Raw genomic sequence first — 16,231 nt, forward strand, 5'->3', positions numbered from 1 at the left:
AAGAATTGACAAAAACGATCGCCGGATTTGATCCGGTTGGTCATTTCGGATTGGATCGATCATGTCTAGTGTGATCGCGGCTGGCAAGCCGGCCCCAAGAATATGGAGGAAGCATCCCGATGCTGATCACCGAGGAACAGGCCATGGTGCGCGACATGGCGCGCGCCTTCGCCCGGGAGCGGCTGGCCCCCGGCGCGGCGGAGCGTGACCGCACCAGCGCCTTCCCGGCTGAGGAACTGAAGGCCATGGGCGAGCTGGGCCTGATGGGCATGCTGGTGCCCGAGGAATGGGGCGGCGCCGGCACCGACATCCTGTCCTACGTCCTGGCGATCGAGGAGATCGCGGCCGGCGACGGCGCCATCTCCACCATCATGAGCGTGCACAACTCCGTCGGCTGCGCGCCCATCCTGAAGTTCGGCACCCCGGCGCAGAAGGACCGCTATCTGCGGGCCATGGCGTCGGGCCAGATGCTGGGCGCCTTCTGCCTGACGGAACCGCAGGCGGGCTCCGACGCGTCCGCGCTCAAGACCCGCGCCGTGCGCGATGGCGACCATTGGGTGATCAACGGGGCCAAGCAGTTCATCACCAACGGCCAGAACGCCGGCGTGGCCCTGGTCTTCGCCGTCACCGATCCTGCCGCCGGCAAGAAGGGCATCTCCGCCTTCCTGGTGCCCACCGAGACCCCCGGCTACACCGTGGCGCGGCTGGAGCACAAGCTGGGCCAGCGCTGCAGCGACACGGCGCAGATCGTGTTCGACAACGTCCGTGTGCCGCATGAGGCCATGCTGGGTGAGCCGGGGCAGGGCTATCGCATCGCCCTGGCCAACCTGGAGGGCGGGCGCATCGGCATCGCAGCACAAGCGGTGGGCATGGCGCAGGCCGCGTTCGAGGCGGCGCGGGACTACGCGCGGGAACGCACCAGCATGGGTGTGGCCATCATCGAGCACCAGGCCGTGGCCTTTCGCCTGGCGGACATGGCCACCCGCATCGAGGCGGCGCGCCAGCTGGTGCTGCATGCCGCCAGCCTGCGCCAGGCGGGACAGCCCTGCCTGAAAGAGGCGTCAATGGCCAAGCTGTTCGCGTCGGAAATGGCGGAGCGTGTGTGCTCCGACGCCATTCAGACCTTCGGCGGCTATGGCTATGTCGAGGATTTCCCGGTGGAGCGCATCTATCGCGATGTGCGCGTCTGCCAGATTTACGAGGGCACCAGCGACATTCAGAAGCTGGTGATTTCCCGCAACCTCTAAAGGATCGGTAAGCGATGAAAGTACTGGTCGCGGTCAAGCGGGTCGTTGACTACAACGTGAAGGTCCGTGTGAAGGCGGATGGCACGGGTGTGGAAACGGCCAACGTCAAGATGTCGATGAACCCGTTCGACGAGATCGCGGTTGAGGAGGCTGTTCGCCTGAAAGAGGCGGGCAGGGCCACCGAGATCGTGGTGGTGAGCGTGGGCCCGGCACAGGCGCAAGAGACGCTGCGCACGGCGCTGGCCATGGGTGCCGATCGCGCCATCCTGGTGCAGACGGATGTTGAGACGCAGCCGCTGGGCGTGGCCAAGGCGCTGAAGGCGCTGGCGGAGAAGGAACAGCCCGGCCTGGTGATCCTGGGCAAGCAGGCCATCGACGACGACGCCAACCAGACCGGCCAGATGCTGGCCGCACTCCTGGGCTGGGCCCAGGGCACCTTCGCCAGCAAGGTGGTGCCGGCGGAAGGTACCGTTGCCGTGACGCGTGAGATCGACGGCGGCCTGGAGACGGTGGATCTGAAGCTGCCGGCGGTGGTGACCACCGACCTGCGCCTGAACGAGCCGCGCTACGCCTCGCTGCCCAACATCATGAAGGCCAAGAAGAAGCCCTTGGAGACGGTGGACGCCGCCGGTCTGGGCGTGGACTTGACGCCGCGCCTGAAGACGCTGAAGGTGGCGGAGCCGCCGAAGCGGGCCGGGGGTGTGAAGGTAGGCTCCGTCCAGGAGCTGGTGGCCAAGCTGAAGACCGAAGCGCGGGTGATCTGACCATGACGACTCTTGTTATCGCTGAGCCCTCGACGGAAGGTTTGAAGGCCCCGACGCTGACCACCCTGGGGGCGGCCGCCAAGCTGGGCGGCGACGTGCATGTGCTGGTGCTGGGCCAGGGTGTGGGTGCCGTGGCCGGCGCCACCGCCCAGGTGGCCGGTATCGCCAAGGTGCTGACGGCCGATGCCGCGGAACTGGCGCACGGCCTGGCGGAGAACGTGGCCCCGCTGGTGGTGAACTTGGTGAAGAGCGGCGGCTACAGCCATGTGCTGGCGCCCAGCACCACCTTCGGCAAGAACGTGGCGCCGCGCGTGGCGGCCCTGCTGGACGTGGCGCAGATCAGCGACATCACCGGTGTGGAAAGCCCCGACACCTTCACCCGGCCCATCTATGCCGGCAACGCCATCGCCACCGTGCAGTCCAGCGACCCGGTGAAGGTGGCGACGGTGCGCGGCACGGCGTTCGAGGCGGTGGCGGCCACCGGCGGCAGCGCGGCGGTCGAGGCCGTGTCGGGCGCGGCGGACGCCGGCCTGTCCACGTTCGTGAGCCAGGAGGTGTCGAAGTCGGAGCGGCCGGAACTGACGTCGGCCCGCGTCATCGTCTCGGGCGGCCGGGGCATGCAGTCGGGCGACAACTTCCCGCTGCTGGAGGCCCTGGCCGACAAGCTGGGGGCGGCCGTGGGTGCCTCTCGTGCTGCGGTGGACGCCGGCTTCGTGCCCAACGACTACCAGGTCGGGCAGACGGGCAAGATCGTGGCGCCGGAGCTGTATATCGCCGTGGGCATCTCGGGCGCCATCCAGCACCTGGCCGGCATGAAGGACAGCAAGGTCATCGTCGCCATCAACAAGGACGAAGAGGCGCCGATCTTCCAGATCGCCGACTACGGCCTGGTCGCAGACCTGTTCAAGGCCGTGCCGGAATTGACGGCCGAGGTCTGAGCCTTTTCAGGTTTCAAGGAATAACACCGTGAACTGGCCGGGCGCTCGCAAGGGCGTCCGGCCGATTTTTATTCCGCCGCGTGGTGCAACACCTGCACGCTCGACAAATCCACGCTCTGATGGGCGCGGGCCAGGTTGTGGGTGGTTTGTAGATTCAGCCAGAATTGCGCCGTGGTGCCCAGTACCTTGGCCAGGCGCAGGGCGGTATCGGCCGTCACCTCCGTCTGTTCCGTTGCCACGCGTTCAATACGGGTGCGGGGCACGCCACAGGCCTTGGCGATTTTCCCCGCCGTCAGGCCCAGGGGCTCCATGAACTCCTCCCGCAGGACTTCGCCGGGATGGACGGGGCGCATGGCGATCAGGGCATCGGTGGTCATGGGTATCTTCCGTTCAATGGTAATCGACGATCTCAACGTCGTGAGCATCTTGGCCGTCCCAGCGAAAGCACACACGCCACTGGTCGTTGATCCGGATGGAATGCTGGCCTTCGCGGTCTCCCGACAGCTTTTCCAAGCGATTGCCGGGCGGAATGCGTAGATCGTCCACAGTGATTGCCGCGTGAAGGATTGCCAATTTCCGCTGCGCCGCGCGCACCAAGTCCGCAGGGAAGCCTTTAGTCAAGGTGCCGGTGAGCACCGCCTGACTGATCTTCCCCTTGGTGCTTTTAATCATCGCGACCGCTTACCCGCCAACGCCATCTATGTATCACGATAAGATACGCGCACCAAGAGGGCTCCGTATCATATTATGATACGATGTGCCCCGCCACTCGCAGCAGGGACAGGGTACGGCCCAAGTTCTCCGCCTTCACCATCAAATGGTCGGTGTTGAAGGTGGAGGTGACGAAGATGCCAATGCCATCCTACCGGAAAATGTCCCTATGGCGCAGGACGGGGATGGCGGCGGCCTGGGCGGGCCGCCACCCCCTGTGCCTTATTCCACCGTGTCCACCGGGGTGGCGGCCACCACCACCGGCGCCTCGGCCAGCAGATCGCCCACCGCCGCGCGGAAGGCGGTATAATGCGGGCTGGCGCGGTGGGCATCGATGGCGGCCTCATCGGCATAGATCTCGAACACGTGAAAACGCACCGGCGTGTCGGTGCCTCGGAACAGGTCGTAGCGGCGGTTGCCCGGCTCCGCGCGCGAATGGCCGGTCAGGTCGCGCATCAGCGCCTCCACCTTGTCCACGGCCTCGGGTTTGGGCGTGACGGTGGCGATCAGGGAAATGGTCATCATTAACTCCTTTTGCGCCCTCAGGCGCCGGGCGCCGGCATCCGCCGGCTGGGCTTATCCTCGATTTCCAGTCCGCCTTCGGCTCCCCAGAAATCTCCGGCAGACGCGGTCGCGTCCTACAGCGGCATGGGCCTCCCATGCCGCTGGTGTTGGTCAGGCTTCGACGGCGTAGCGCTGCAGCCAGTGGGCGTAGGGGGCGGGCAGCACCCAGGCGGGGCGCTCCACGCCCAGCTTGAGGGCGGCGGCGTAAGGCCAATGCGGGTTGGCCAGGTGGTTGCGGCCGACCAGCACCTGGTCCAATTGCCCCTCCCGCACCACGCGGTCGGCCACCTCGGGGTTGGCGAAGCCCCAGGCGGAGGAGACGGGGATGCCGGCCTCCTTGCGCACGCGGGCGGCAATGGGCGCCAGGAAGGCGGGCCCCCAGGGCACGTTGCCCTTGGGCGTGGAGAAGCCGACGCTGACGCTCAGCAGATCCAGCCCTTCCTGGCGGAAGCGGCGGGTTAGGTCGATGGACTCGGCCAGCGTCTCCTCATCCCGGCCGTCATACTCGATGACGCCGAAGCGGGCGGTCAGGGGCAGGTGTTCCGGCCAGACCTGCCGCACGGCGGCCAGCGTCTCCATCAGGAAGCGGCCACGGTTCTCGGCGCTGCCGCCGTACTGGTCGGTGCGCTGGTTGGCGTCGCGGTTGAAAAAGCTCTGCCCCAGATAGCCGTGGGCGAAGTGCAGTTCCAGCCACTCGAAGCCGGCGTCACGGGCGCGCTTGGCCGCGGCCACGAAGTCCTCGCGCACCCGGGCGATGTCGTCCGGGGTCATGGCCTTCGGCACCTTGGGCAGATTGCCGCCGAGGGCCACGGCCGAGGGGGCGATGGTGTCCCAGCCGCGCGGATCGCCCTCGGCGATGTGGTCGTCCCCCTCCCACGGGCGATTGGCGCTGGCCTTGCGGCCGGCGTGGCCGATCTGGATGCCGGGCACGGCACCGGCCGCCTTGATGGCACGGACGATGGGCACGAAGGCCTGGGCCTGGGCGTCGTTCCACAGGCCGGTGCAGGCGGGGGTGATGCGCCCCTCCGGCGCCACGCCGGTGGCCTCCACCACCACCAGGCCGGCGCCACCCCGGGCCAGGCCGGCATAGTGGCTGAGATGCCAGTCGTTGGGCAGGCCGTCGGTGGCGCTGTACTGGCACATCGGCGGCACGGCGATGCGGTTGCGCAACACGACGTCCTTGATCTTCAGCGGATCGAACAAGGTGGGCATGAAAAGCTCCGGATGAATGGGGAAAGGTTGCTATGCGAATAGACCGGTCGTCTAGCAATTTGGCGACGGAACGTCCGGTGCGATGGGCGCGGGAAAGGATTCAGTGGGGTGGGTCGAGGTGCAGCATCATCCGGGTGGCACGCATGGCGGCTTCCAGCGGGGTGGCGCTGCGGGAAATCTTGGCCATCAGGCTGGCGCCCAGCCAGGTCTGGTACAGGGTTTCCGCCGTGGAGAAGGCGGGGCCGGCGACTTTCAGCGAGCCGTCGGCCATACCCTCCTCCAGCGCCTGGCCCAGGCGCTTGATGATGGCCTTGGTGCCGCGGTCCAGCACGGCGCGCATGGCCTCCGACAGGTCGGCGACCTCGGCCCCCAGCTTCACCGCCAGGCACTTGCATTCGGCGTCGCAATCGCCCTGGGTATGTATCCAGTTTTGCCAGTAGGCCATCATACGGTCTACCATTGGCCGCCCCGGGGCCGACAGCCGCCGGTCCAGATCCGCCAGGTAGGTCTCGAAATAACTTTCCAGCAACGCCTCGCCGAAGGCGTCCTTGGACTCGAAGTAGTGGTAGAATGACCCCTTGGGCACGTTGGCGGCGCCCAGGATCTCATTCAGTCCAACCGCCGCGAACCCCTTGCCGCCGATGATGCGCTGAGCGGTGTCGAGGATGTGCTGGCGCACGTCGATGCTGTGGGGCTTGGCGATCATGGGCGCGATATAAACACGATTAGACCAGTCGTCTAGTGACGCTGGTCACGCCCTGCCGGCTTTCCTCACCCCACCTCCACCACGATCTTGCCCACCGCCTGGCGGGCGCCCAGGGCGGTCAGGCCTTCGGGCGCGCGGTCGAAGGGCAGGCGCAGGCCGATATGCGGCCGGATGGTGCCGCCGGCCAGCCAGCCCATGATCTCCCGCAGGTAGGTTTGGTTCAGGGCCGGGTCGCGGCGGGTGAACTCGCCATAGAACACGCCCAGCACGGCGGCGTCCTTCAGCAGGGTCAGGTTCAAGGGCAGCTTGGGGATGCCGGCGGTGAAGCCCACCACCAGGTAGCGGCCGCGCCAGCCCAGGGCACGGAAGGCGGGTTCGGCATAGGCGCCGCCCATGGGGTCGTAGATCACGTCGGCCTCGCCCTTGGCGGAGATGGCCTGGCAGGCGGCGCGGATGTCGGCGGTCAGGGCCTTGGCGGCGGCCGGGTCGTCCAGGCGGGCGGGATAGACCACCACGGCGTCGGCGCCGTTGTCCTTGGCGATGGCGGCCTTCGCCGCCGAGGACGCGGCGGCCACGACGCGGGCGCCCATGGCCTTGCCCAATTGCACCGCCGCCAGGCCCACGCCGCCGGCCGCGCCCAGCACCACCAGCGTCTCCCCCGCCGCCAGCGTGGCGCGGTCACGCAGGGCGTAGTGGCTGGTGCCGTAGGTCAGGCGCAGGGCGGCGCCGGCGGCGTCGTCCACGCCGTCCGGCAGGGGCAGGCAGTCCGATGCCGGTATGGCCAGTTGTTCCGACAGGCCGCCGTGCGGCACCACACCGATGACGCGGTCGCCGACGGCCAAGCCCTGGACGCCCTCGCCCACGGCCGTCACCCGCCCGGCCACCTCCAGCCCGGGGGCGAAGGGCCGGGGCGGGCGGGCCTGGTACAGGTCCTGGATGACCAGCAGGTCGGGGTAGTTCAGCGCCGTGGCGCTGACGGCGACCACCACTTGGCCGGGGGCCGCCACCGGCGGGGCCAGGTCCGTGTCCAGAACCAGGGTGTCCGGTCCACCCGTCTGATGGCTGCGCCAGGCCCGCATCGCTGTCCTCCCATGACCCTGTCGTTCATTGGGCACCAGAGTGGGGGAGGCGGCGGGGCCGGTCCATCATTCATATTGACCGGTCCCCGCACCCTTTCCAGGATCGCGGCCGTGCCGAGCGGTGCGCAGTGCGCTGGCGGGCCGGGTTTTCGAAAAAGGGAGTGTCCACGCATGATCGGCCGCCTGAACCATGTCGGCATCGCCACACCGTCGATCGAGGGCGCCATCGCCGTCTATCGCGACCTTTTGGGCGCCACGGTGATTCGCGAGCCCTTCGATCTGCCGGCCCAGGGCGTGCGCGTCTGCTTCATCGACACGCCCAACAGCCAGATCGAACTGATCGAGCCCCTGGGTGAGGCCTCGCCCGTCCACGCCTTCCTGAAGAAATTCCCCCAGGGCGGCCAGCACCATGTCTGCTTCGAGGTGCCGGACATCCATGCCGCCGCCGCCGACATGGCGGCCAAGGGCGCCACCGTCCTGGGCCAGCCCCGCATCGGCGCCCACGGCACGCCCGTCATCTTCGTGCACCCCAAGAGCATGGGCGGCGTGCTGGTGGAGTTGATGGAGACGCCCAAGGGGGACCACCCCTAAGGAAGCGGTGCGGCCGTTCCCTTATCCCCCGCTCAAGATCCCCTTGATGCGGTTGGCCAGCGCCTCCATGGAAAAGGGCTTGGTCTGCACGTGCAGGCCCGGCGGCAGGCGTTCATTGCCGATGACGGCGTTCTCGGCATAACCGGTGATGAACAGCACCTTCAGGCCCGGGCGCAGGGCCCGGGCGGCGTCGGCCAGCTCCCGGCCGTTCATGCCCTGGGGCAGGCCGATGTCGGTCACCAGCAGGTCGATGGCCGCGTCCGATTCCAGGATGCGCACGGCCTCGGGACCGTCCATCGCTTCCAGCGTGGTGTAGCCCAGCTCATCCAGCACCTCTGTCACCAGCAGGCGCACGGTGGGCTCGTCATCCACCACCAGCACGGTCTCGCCCCGCTTCGCGCGGGGGGCGGCCGGGGCGATGGCCAGCATTTCGGCCGCCCGTTCCTCGCCATCGTGGCGGGGCAGGTAGAGCGACACCGTGGTGCCGTGCCCGACCTCGGACCGGATGCGGACCTGGCCGCCCGACTGGCGCACGAAGCCATAGATCATGGACAGGCCCAGGCCCGTGCCCTGGCCTATGGGCTTGGTGGTGAAGAAGGGGTCGAAGGCGCGGGCGATGACGTCGGGCGGCATGCCGACGCCGGTGTCGCTGACGCTCAGCAGCACGAACTGGCCCGCCGGTATCTCCTGCATGTCGGTCAGATCGTCATCGATCACCCGGTTGCTGGCCTCGATGGTGATGTGGCCGCCTTGGGGCATGGCGTCGCGCGCGTTGATGCACAGGTTCAGCAGGGCGCTTTCCAGCTGGTTGGGATCGATCAGGGTGGTCCACAGGTCGGGTGGCGTGTCCACCACCAGGGCGACGGCCGGCCCCGCCGTGCGCCGCACCAGGTCCTCCATATCGCGCACCAGGCGGCCGACGTCGGTGGGCCGGGGGTCCAGGGTCTGCTGGCGGGAGAAGGCCAGCAGCCGGTGGGTGAGGGAGGCCGCCCGATCCACGGCGCCGCGCGCCGCGGTCATGTAGCGGTCCAGGGCCCCCAGGCGGCCCTGGCGGACGCGTTGGTCCAGCAGTTCCAGGCTGCCGCTGATGGCGGTCAGCAGGTTGTTGAAGTCATGGGCCAAGCCGCCGGTCAGCTGGCCGACGGCCTCCATCTTCTGCGCCTGGCGCAACTGCGCCTCCGCCAGGCGCAGGGCTTCCGCCTGCCGCTTCTCCGCCGTGATGTCGCGGCCGTAGCCGTAGACCACGTCCCCTTCGGCGAAGGAGTTCCAGGAAATCCAGCGGAAGCCGCCATCCTTGTGGCGCAGGCGGTTCTCAAAGCCCAGCAGCTGGCCTTCGAGCAACAGGCTTTCATGCGCGGCGGCCGTGGCGCGGGCGTCGTCCGGCCAGGTGACATCCAGGAAGGCGCGGCCGATGATCTCGTCGGGGTCGTGGCCCAGGATGGGCTTCCAGGCGGGGCTGGCGTCGCGGAACACGCCGTCCCGCCCCACCACCAGCAGCAGGTCGCGGGAAAAGCGCCAGACGCGGTCGCGCTCCGCCGTGCGCTCCGCCACCCGCTCCTCCAGCTCGGCGTTCAGGCGGGCCAGCTTCTCGGCGGTGACGCGCTGGATGCGCTCCGCCCGCACCTTGGCCGTCGTCTCCACCACGATGGCGATGACCCCGGCGGGCTTGCCCGCCTCATCCAGGATGGGGGAGTAGTCCAGGTTCATCCACACCTGTTCCGGCCGGCCGGACCGGTGCAGGGTCAGCTCCTGGTCCTGATAGGCCAGCGTCCCGCCGGCCAAGCCAACCTTCATGACATGGTCGTTGAAGTCGGCGACCTCATGCCAGCCTTCACGGACCTTGGAGCCCAGCAGCACGGGGTGGCGCCCGCCCGCGAAGACGGAATAGGCATCGTTGTAGATCATGATGCCGTCCGGCCCCCACAGCGTGACGATGGGAACGGGGGAGCGCAGGATGAGCGCCACGGTGGTCCGCAGGCTTTGCGGCCACCCGTCCAGCGGGCCCAGGGGCGTGGCGGCCCAATCATAGGCGGCGATCAGGTCCGCCAGCTCGCCGCCGCCGTTCAGGAACGCCGGTACCGCTTCCTGCGTCATCTGCCGCCGCGTCCCGTTCACCCGCATTCCCCGCCATCGTGCCAATTGCCTAAGACACTTGTTATGTCACGGCGGCGTTGAGGCCACATCGCCAACCAAAGTCCATGTCGCGACGCGATATACCTGCCCAAAAGACAGAGGCCCTGGGGCGGGCGGGTCAACGCTGGTGATGCAGGTCCATCATCTCCGGCGGCATCGTGTTGGCGCTGAGGTTGGCCATGATCCACAGCGACCCCGCCACCACCAGGAAGACGATCAGCACGCCGAAGGCCAGCGCCAGCACATTGTTGGTGTTGTCGGGCCCGGTGGTGATGTGCAGGAAGAACACCAGATGCACGCCCATCTGCGCCACCGCCAGCACAGCCAGCCCGATGGGCACGCCGGGCTGCCACAGCACGTGCGTACCGGCCGCCCAGAACGAGGTGGCGGTCAGGATGATGGCCAGCGCCAGGCCGATGACATAGGCCTTGAGGCTGGACAGCAGCTCCTCCCGGCTGTCGCCCGGCGCGGTGTCGTGGGGGGCCGTGTCATGGAGGGCCGTGTCATGGGGGGTGACGCCGCCGCCCGGCGGGGCGTGGTCGTGGGCCGTGTCCGTCATGTCATCGCGCTCCCATCAGGTAGACGATCGTGAACAGGGCCACCCAGATGATGTCCAGGGCGTGCCAGAACAGGCTGAAACACATCAGCCGGTGGCAGACGGTGGCGCGCCAGCCCTTGTCCGCCACCTGGGCCACCATGACCACCAGCCACAGCAGGCCCACCACCACGTGGGCACCGTGGCAGCCCACCAGGGTGAAGAAGCCGGAGAGGAAGGCGCTGCGGTCGGCGGTGGCGCCCCGGGCGACCATGTCGGCGAACTCCCGCATCTCCAGGACCAGGAAGCCCAGCCCCAGGATGAAGGTGATGGCGGCGCCCAGGTAGAAGGCCTGGCGGTGCCGCGCGTCCATGGCCAGGGACATCATGCCGCAGCTGAAGCTGGAGAACAGCAGCAGCGCCGTTTCCACCGCCACGTTCCGGGCATCGAACAGCTCCGCCCCCGTCAGGCCGCCCGCCGTCGCCTTTCCCAGCACGGCGAAGGTCGCGAAGAAGGCGGAGAACATCACGATGTCGCTCAGCAGGAACAGCCAGAAGCCATAGGCGATGATGATGCGCTTAGGCGCCGGGCCGGCGGCGCTGGCGCTGGCGGGCATGCCGTGATGGGGGCGCGCGGGCTCATGCCCGCCGAGGGTGGTGGCGGTCATGGCGCGCTTCCCGCCCAGTAGGCCTGCTGGTGCGCACGGTCGATCCGCGCCAGCTCGTCCGCCGGGATCTCGAATTCGCTCTCGTCCCGCCAGGCGAAGACCAGGGTGGTGATCAGCGCGCCCACCAGGCCCAGGATCACCAGCCACCAGATGTGCCAGATGAGGGCGAAGCCGGTGACGACGGCGAAGAAGGCGGTGATGAAGCCGGTGGGGCTGTTGAGCGGCATGTGGATGGGGGCGTAGGCCAGGGCCTCGGCGGCGGCCCGCCGTTCCTCCCGCGCCCGGCGCTTCATGTGCCAATAGGCGTCCTCCCGCTCCACCTGGGGCAGGACGGCGAAGTTCCAGGCGGGTGGGGGCGAGGGCGTGGACCATTCCAGCGTGCGGCCGTGCCAGGGGTCGCCCGTGTGGTCACGGCGGTGGTCGCGCGTGCGGATGGACACCACCAGCTGGACGATCAGCGCCAGGATGCCGGCCAGGATGAAGGCGACGCCCACCGCCGCCACGATCAGCCAGGGCTGCCAGCCCGGATTATCGTAATGCTGCAGCCGGCGCGTCATGCCCAGCATGCCCAGGTAATAGAGGGGCATGAAGGCCAGGTAGAAGCCGACGAACCAGCACCAGAAGGAAACCTTGCCCCAGCCTTCATCCAGGGTGAAGCCGAAGGCCTTGGGGAACCAGTACATATAGCCGGCCAGCGCCCCGAACACGACGCCGCCGATGATGACGTTGTGGAAATGGGCGATCAGGAACAGGCTGTTGTGCAGGATGAAATCGGCCGGCGGCACGGCCAGCAGCACGCCCGTCATGCCGCCGATAACGAAGGTCACCATGAAGCCGACGGACCACAGGATGGGGGCGTTGAAGCGCACCCGGCCGCCATACATGGTGAACATCCAGTTGTAGACCTTCACGCCCGTGGGCACGGCGATGATCATGGTCATGACGCCGAAGAAGCCGTTGACGTTGGCGCCGGCGCCCATGGTGAAGAAGTGGTGCAGCCAGACGATGAAGGACAGGATGCAGATGGCCATGGTGGCCGCGACCATGGAGCGGTAGCCGAACAGCGGCTTGCCTGAGAAGGTGGCGACCACCTCGGAGAACACGCCGAAGCACGGCAGGATCAGGATGTAGACCTCCGGATGGCCCCAAACCCAGATGAGGTTCACGTACATCATCGGGTTGCCGCCACCGTCGTTGGTGAAGAAGTGCATGCCGAGGTAACGGTCCAGCAGCAGCATGGCGAAGGTGGCGGTCAGGACGGGAAAGGCCGCGATGATCAGCAGGTTGGACGCCAGCGCGGTCCAGCAGAACACCGGCATGCGCATGTAGCTCATCCCCGGCGCCCGCATCTTCAGGATGGTGGTGGCCAAGTTGATGCCGGACAACAGGGTGCCGACGCCGGAGATTTGCAGCGCCCAGAGGTAGTAATCGACGCCCACGCCGGGGGAATATTTCAGCTCGCTCAAGGGCGGGTAGGCCAGCCAGCCGGTGCGCGCGAATTCCCCGATCACCAGCGAGATGTTGGTCAGCAGGATGCCCGAGGCGGTCAGCCACAGGCTGACGGAATTCAGCGTGGGGAAGGCCACGTCGCGTATGCCCAGCTGCAAGGGCACGGCGAAGTTCATCAGCCCGATGACGAAGGGCATCGCCATGAAGAAGATCATGATGGTGCCGTGGGCGGAGAAGATCTGGTTGTAATGCTCCGGCGGCAGATAGCCGGCATCCGGCCCCACCGAGACGGCCTGCTGCAGGCGCATCATCACCGCGTCGGTGAAGCCGCGCAGCAGCATGACCAGGGCCAGGACCACGTACATGACGCCGATGCGCTTGTGGTCGACGGACGTCAGCCATTCCCGCCAGAGATAGGGCCAATAGCCCTTCATCGTCACCCAGGCCAGCACGCACAGCACCGCCAGGATCATGAGGCCCGCGGCGATCATGTCGATCGGCTCATTGATGGGGATGGCGCTCCAGCTCAGCTTGCCGAACATGCTCGATCCTTATTTTGGGTCTTTGTTCAGGGACGGATACTCGTGTCCGGGCCAGTGGGGGTTGGTTTGGGGCAGGGCGGGGTTCCGGCCGGGGTTGGCGACGGCGTCGAACAGGCCCGGCATCACGCTGCGGAAGGTGCGGGGGCGGTCCGCCCGGCTGGGTTGGGTCAGCCGGGCGTAGGCCGGGGCGTCCAGCGCCTCGCCCTGGGTGCGGGCGTTGGCGACCCAGCTGTCGAAGGCATCGCGGGGCAGGGCCTCCAGCGTGAACAGCATGTCGGGGAAGCCGGCGCCGCTGAACTGGGCGGAGATGCCGGAATAGCGGCCTGGCCTGTCGGCCTGCAGGTTCAGCCGGGTGATCATGCCGGGCATGGTGTAGATCTGGCTGCCCAGCTGGGGCACGAAGAAGCTGTTCATGACCCCGTCGGAGGTCAGCTGAAAGCTGACCGGCGCGCCGGCGGGCACCACCAGGTGGTTGATGCTGGCGATGTTCTGGTCGGGGTAGATGAACAGCCATTTCCAATCCAGCGACACCACCTGCACCGTCACGGGTGGCGTGTCGGCGGGCAGGGGCTTGGGTGGGTCCAGGTCGCGGGAGCTGACCCAGCCGATGCCGCCCAGCAGCAGCACCGTCATGGCGGGGATGGCCCACACCACCATCTCGATGCGGCCGGAATATTCCCAGTCGGGCCGGTAACGGGCGCGGGTGTTGCCGGCGCGGAACCACCAGGCCACGCCCAGGGTCGCCAGGATGGTGGGGATGACGATGGCCAGCATGATGCCCAGCGAATCCCACAGGATGGTCAGTTCCTGCGCGGCCACCGGCCCTTGCGGATCGAGGATGCCGCCGGAACAGCCGGTGAGGCCGGACAGCGCCAGACCCAGGGCGGCGGCCAAGGCGATGGCTGTGGCGGGGCGGGCCATGGCTTTCCTTGGTTCGACAGTGGGTTACGAGGATCCGGAGGCGTGCGGGACCGGGTGCCGCGGTGGGCAAGCGGGGGATGAATGCCCCCGCGGCTCCATAAGTTCCCTGGCGGTGCGGGGAAAAAACGCCGCACCCTTCCCATATCGGATGGATGACCCTTTCCCCGGATCGCCCCTCCATGCCCATCCAGGCCAGCCTCTTCCCCGATGAGCCACCGCCTGGCGGCCAGCCGTCGGGCTTCCGCTACACCCCCAACCTGATCGATGGGGAGGAGGAGCGCCGGCTGGCGGCCGGCATCGCCGCGCTGCCGCTGAAGCCGTTCGAGTTCCACGGCTACCTGGCCAACCGGCGGGTGGTGTCCTTCGGCTATCGCTACGACTATGCCCGGCGCGCGGTCGCGGCGGCGCCGGACGTGCCGTCCTTCCTTCTGGATCTGCGCGCCCGGGTGGCCGCCTGGGCCGGCGTGGCGCCGGATGATTTCCGCCAGGTGCTGGTCAATGAATACGCGCCCGGCGCCGGTATCGGCTGGCACCGGGACAAGCCGCAGTTCGGCCTGGTGGCGGGCGTGTCGCTGCTGTCCCCGGCCACCCTGCGCTTCCGCCGGCGCGACGCGGGCGATTGGCGCCGCGCCGCAGTCCCCCTGGCACCCCGCTCGGTCTACCTGCTGGCGGGGGAGGCGCGCTCGATGTGGGAGCACAGCATCATCGAGGGCGACGCCCTGCGCTATTCCGTGACCTTCCGCACGCTGGCGTAGGCGTAGGGGGCGTGGACGCGGGGTGGCATCAATGAAACGGCATTTGTACTGACATGAACCTTTAACCCCTGATTTCGGCCAAGGCGGCGGAAAAAGACAAAACACGACGCACCCAGCCAAGCCAGGGGTCCGGCGCCCTCATAGTGTGGTGGGAAAACTGCGCCCAGGCGCGGCTTGTCTACCCTTGGCCCGGATGCCGCGCCCGCGCGGGCTCCCGAGCCTGAGCCTCGTGTTGGGGGAAGGATGCTGTCCACCATGCCGTCGCCGGTCCGCCGGTTGTATCCCTTGGTCCTGGCCCTGGCCCTGGCGCTGGCCGCCTGCGGCGACAAGCATCCGCCGGCCGCCAATGCCGGTCCGCCGCCGGTGACGGTGGCCCAGCCGCTGCCGCACAAGATCGTGGACTGGGATGAGTTCACCGGCCGGTTCGAGGCGGTGCAGACGGTGGAGCTGCGCGCCCGCGTCTCGGGCTACCTGGACCAGATCAAGTTCCGCGACGGCCAGCTGGTGCAGAAGGGCGACCTGCTGTTCGTCATCGATCCCCGCCCTTTCCAGGCCACGCTGGACAAGGCCAACGCCGACCTGCAGCGGGAAAAGACCCGCCAGGCCCTGGCCGTTTCGGAACTGAAACGAGCGGCCCAGCTGTTGGCTGCCCGCGCCATCAGCCAGGAAGAGTACGACACCCGCGCCCAGGCGGAGCAGGAAAGCCAGGCGGCGGTGGCCTCGGCCATGGCCGCCGCGCGCTCGGCGGCGCTGGACCTGGAATTCACCCAGATCCGCTCGCCCATCTCCGGCCGCATCGGCGACCGCAAGATCGACATCGGCAACCTGGTCAGCGGCGGGTCGGCGCAATCCACCCTGCTGGCCACGGTGGTGACCCAGGACCCCATCTATTTCGTCTTCGACGGCAGCGAGGCGGACTACCTGCGCTACAACCGCCTGGCGCTGGAAGGCAAACGCGCCTCGTCGCGCGACAAGGCCAACCCCGTCTTCGTCCGCCTGATGGATGAGACCGCCTGGACCCACAAGGGTGAGATGGATTTCGTCGACAACCGGCTGGATCCCAACTCCGGCACCATCCGGGGCCGCGCCGTCATTCCCAACACCGACAACTTCCTGCAGCCGGGCACCTTCGGCCGCATGCGCCTGCTGGGCTCCGGCGAATATGACGCCCTGCTGGTCCCGGACGAGGCCATCGCCTCGGACCAGTCGCACAAGATCGTCCTGACCGTGGCCGAGGACGGCACGGTGACGCCCAAGCCGGTGGTGCTGGGCAACCTGGCCTATGGCCTGCGCGTCATCAAGTCCGGCCTGGCGCCCACCGACCGCGTCATCATCAGCGGCCTCATGCGGGCGCGGCCCGGCACCAAGGTCACGCCCCAGCCCGGGACCGTCACGCCCGCGGCCGAGCAGTAAGGGG

General features: G+C 68.0%; 18 protein-coding genes. 6 read left to right on the plus strand and 12 right to left on the minus strand.

Annotated features, from left to right (window positions below; genetic code table 11):
• Window positions 1-119 precede the first annotated feature (119 nt).
• From FBZ89_RS22900 to FBZ89_RS22910, 3 genes are read left to right on the plus strand one after another with little or no spacing between them, the layout of a single operon-like run.
• The gene (locus FBZ89_RS22900) at window positions 120-1,247 is read left to right on the plus strand and encodes an acyl-CoA dehydrogenase (RefSeq protein ID WP_145752483.1); all 1,128 of its coding nucleotides are present in this window, start codon (window positions 120-122) and stop codon (window positions 1,245-1,247) included.
• A gap of 14 nt (window positions 1,248-1,261) precedes the next feature.
• Window positions 1,262-2,011: an electron transfer flavoprotein subunit beta/FixA family protein gene (locus FBZ89_RS22905; protein WP_145752484.1), complete on the plus strand. Its 750-nt coding sequence runs from the start codon at window positions 1,262-1,264 to the stop codon at window positions 2,009-2,011.
• A 2-nt stretch (window positions 2,012-2,013) separates the two neighbouring features.
• Complete coding sequence (locus FBZ89_RS22910) at window positions 2,014-2,949, plus strand: electron transfer flavoprotein subunit alpha/FixB family protein (RefSeq protein ID WP_145752485.1); 936 nt, start codon at window positions 2,014-2,016, stop codon at window positions 2,947-2,949.
• Window positions 2,950-3,017: 68 nt separating this feature from the next.
• Here FBZ89_RS22910 and FBZ89_RS22915 read toward each other — a convergent pair whose 3' ends face one another.
• From FBZ89_RS22915 to FBZ89_RS22945, 7 genes are all read right to left on the minus strand, one after another.
• Entirely contained in the window at window positions 3,018-3,326 is a 309-nt protein-coding gene (locus tag FBZ89_RS22915; RefSeq protein ID WP_145752487.1) for a HigA family addiction module antitoxin, read from the minus strand.
• Between the two features lie 13 nt (window positions 3,327-3,339).
• Complete coding sequence (locus tag FBZ89_RS22920) at window positions 3,340-3,621, minus strand: type II toxin-antitoxin system RelE/ParE family toxin (protein ID WP_145752489.1); 282 nt, start codon at window positions 3,619-3,621, stop codon at window positions 3,340-3,342.
• A gap of 73 nt (window positions 3,622-3,694) precedes the next feature.
• Window positions 3,695-3,805 carry a hypothetical protein gene (locus FBZ89_RS32080; protein ID WP_145752596.1) on the minus strand — a complete coding sequence of 37 codons (111 nt, stop codon included), beginning with the start codon at window positions 3,803-3,805 and terminating at the stop codon, window positions 3,695-3,697.
• Window positions 3,806-3,882: 77 nt separating this feature from the next.
• Window positions 3,883-4,185, minus strand: coding sequence for a putative quinol monooxygenase (locus FBZ89_RS22930; protein WP_211115322.1), 303 nt, complete (start codon window positions 4,183-4,185; stop codon window positions 3,883-3,885).
• 150 nt (window positions 4,186-4,335) lie between these two features.
• Window positions 4,336-5,436 carry an NADH:flavin oxidoreductase/NADH oxidase gene (locus tag FBZ89_RS22935; RefSeq protein WP_145752491.1) on the minus strand — a complete coding sequence of 367 codons (1,101 nt, stop codon included), beginning with the start codon at window positions 5,434-5,436 and terminating at the stop codon, window positions 4,336-4,338.
• A gap of 100 nt (window positions 5,437-5,536) precedes the next feature.
• A complete protein-coding gene (locus FBZ89_RS22940; RefSeq protein ID WP_145752492.1) occupies window positions 5,537-6,142 on the minus strand; it encodes a TetR/AcrR family transcriptional regulator in 606 nt (201 codons plus the stop codon).
• Between the two features lie 65 nt (window positions 6,143-6,207).
• Window positions 6,208-7,221: an NADPH:quinone oxidoreductase family protein gene (locus FBZ89_RS22945; protein WP_145752494.1), complete on the minus strand. Its 1,014-nt coding sequence runs from the start codon at window positions 7,219-7,221 to the stop codon at window positions 6,208-6,210.
• 171 nt (window positions 7,222-7,392) lie between these two features.
• Here FBZ89_RS22945 and mce point away from each other — a divergent pair, with 171 nt between their 5' ends.
• Window positions 7,393-7,812 carry a methylmalonyl-CoA epimerase gene (gene mce, locus FBZ89_RS22950; RefSeq protein WP_145752496.1) on the plus strand — a complete coding sequence of 140 codons (420 nt, stop codon included), beginning with the start codon at window positions 7,393-7,395 and terminating at the stop codon, window positions 7,810-7,812.
• A gap of 21 nt (window positions 7,813-7,833) precedes the next feature.
• Here the strand turns inward: mce and FBZ89_RS22955 are convergent, their stop codons facing one another.
• The 5 genes from FBZ89_RS22955 to cyoA form a co-directional block, all read right to left on the minus strand.
• Window positions 7,834-9,906, minus strand: a complete 2,073-nt coding sequence (locus FBZ89_RS22955) for a hybrid sensor histidine kinase/response regulator (RefSeq protein WP_145752498.1) — start codon at window positions 9,904-9,906, stop codon at window positions 7,834-7,836.
• A gap of 157 nt (window positions 9,907-10,063) precedes the next feature.
• Window positions 10,064-10,504 (minus strand): cytochrome o ubiquinol oxidase subunit IV, encoded by a 441-nt coding sequence (cyoD, locus tag FBZ89_RS22960; RefSeq protein ID WP_145752500.1) that lies wholly within the window; start codon window positions 10,502-10,504, stop codon window positions 10,064-10,066.
• Window position 10,505: 1 nt separating this feature from the next.
• Window positions 10,506-11,147: a cytochrome c oxidase subunit 3 gene (locus FBZ89_RS22965; RefSeq protein WP_145752502.1), complete on the minus strand. Its 642-nt coding sequence runs from the start codon at window positions 11,145-11,147 to the stop codon at window positions 10,506-10,508.
• Window positions 11,144-13,138: a cytochrome o ubiquinol oxidase subunit I gene (cyoB, locus tag FBZ89_RS22970; protein WP_145752504.1), complete on the minus strand. Its 1,995-nt coding sequence runs from the start codon at window positions 13,136-13,138 to the stop codon at window positions 11,144-11,146. The genes FBZ89_RS22965 and cyoB overlap by 4 nt, the downstream gene beginning before the upstream one ends.
• A gap of 9 nt (window positions 13,139-13,147) precedes the next feature.
• Window positions 13,148-14,059, minus strand: a complete 912-nt coding sequence (cyoA, locus tag FBZ89_RS22975) for a ubiquinol oxidase subunit II (protein WP_145752506.1) — start codon at window positions 14,057-14,059, stop codon at window positions 13,148-13,150.
• Between the two features lie 179 nt (window positions 14,060-14,238).
• Between cyoA and FBZ89_RS22980 the strand changes: the two genes are divergently transcribed.
• Window positions 14,239-14,814: an alpha-ketoglutarate-dependent dioxygenase AlkB gene (locus tag FBZ89_RS22980; protein WP_186457517.1), complete on the plus strand. Its 576-nt coding sequence runs from the start codon at window positions 14,239-14,241 to the stop codon at window positions 14,812-14,814.
• A 255-nt stretch (window positions 14,815-15,069) separates the two neighbouring features.
• Window positions 15,070-16,227 (plus strand): efflux RND transporter periplasmic adaptor subunit, encoded by a 1,158-nt coding sequence (locus FBZ89_RS22985; RefSeq protein ID WP_246172478.1) that lies wholly within the window; start codon window positions 15,070-15,072, stop codon window positions 16,225-16,227.
• Window positions 16,228-16,231 lie beyond the last annotated feature (4 nt).

The sequence above is a fragment of the Nitrospirillum amazonense genome (assembly GCF_007828045.1).
Classification (GTDB): domain Bacteria; phylum Pseudomonadota; class Alphaproteobacteria; order Azospirillales; family Azospirillaceae; genus Nitrospirillum; species Nitrospirillum amazonense_C.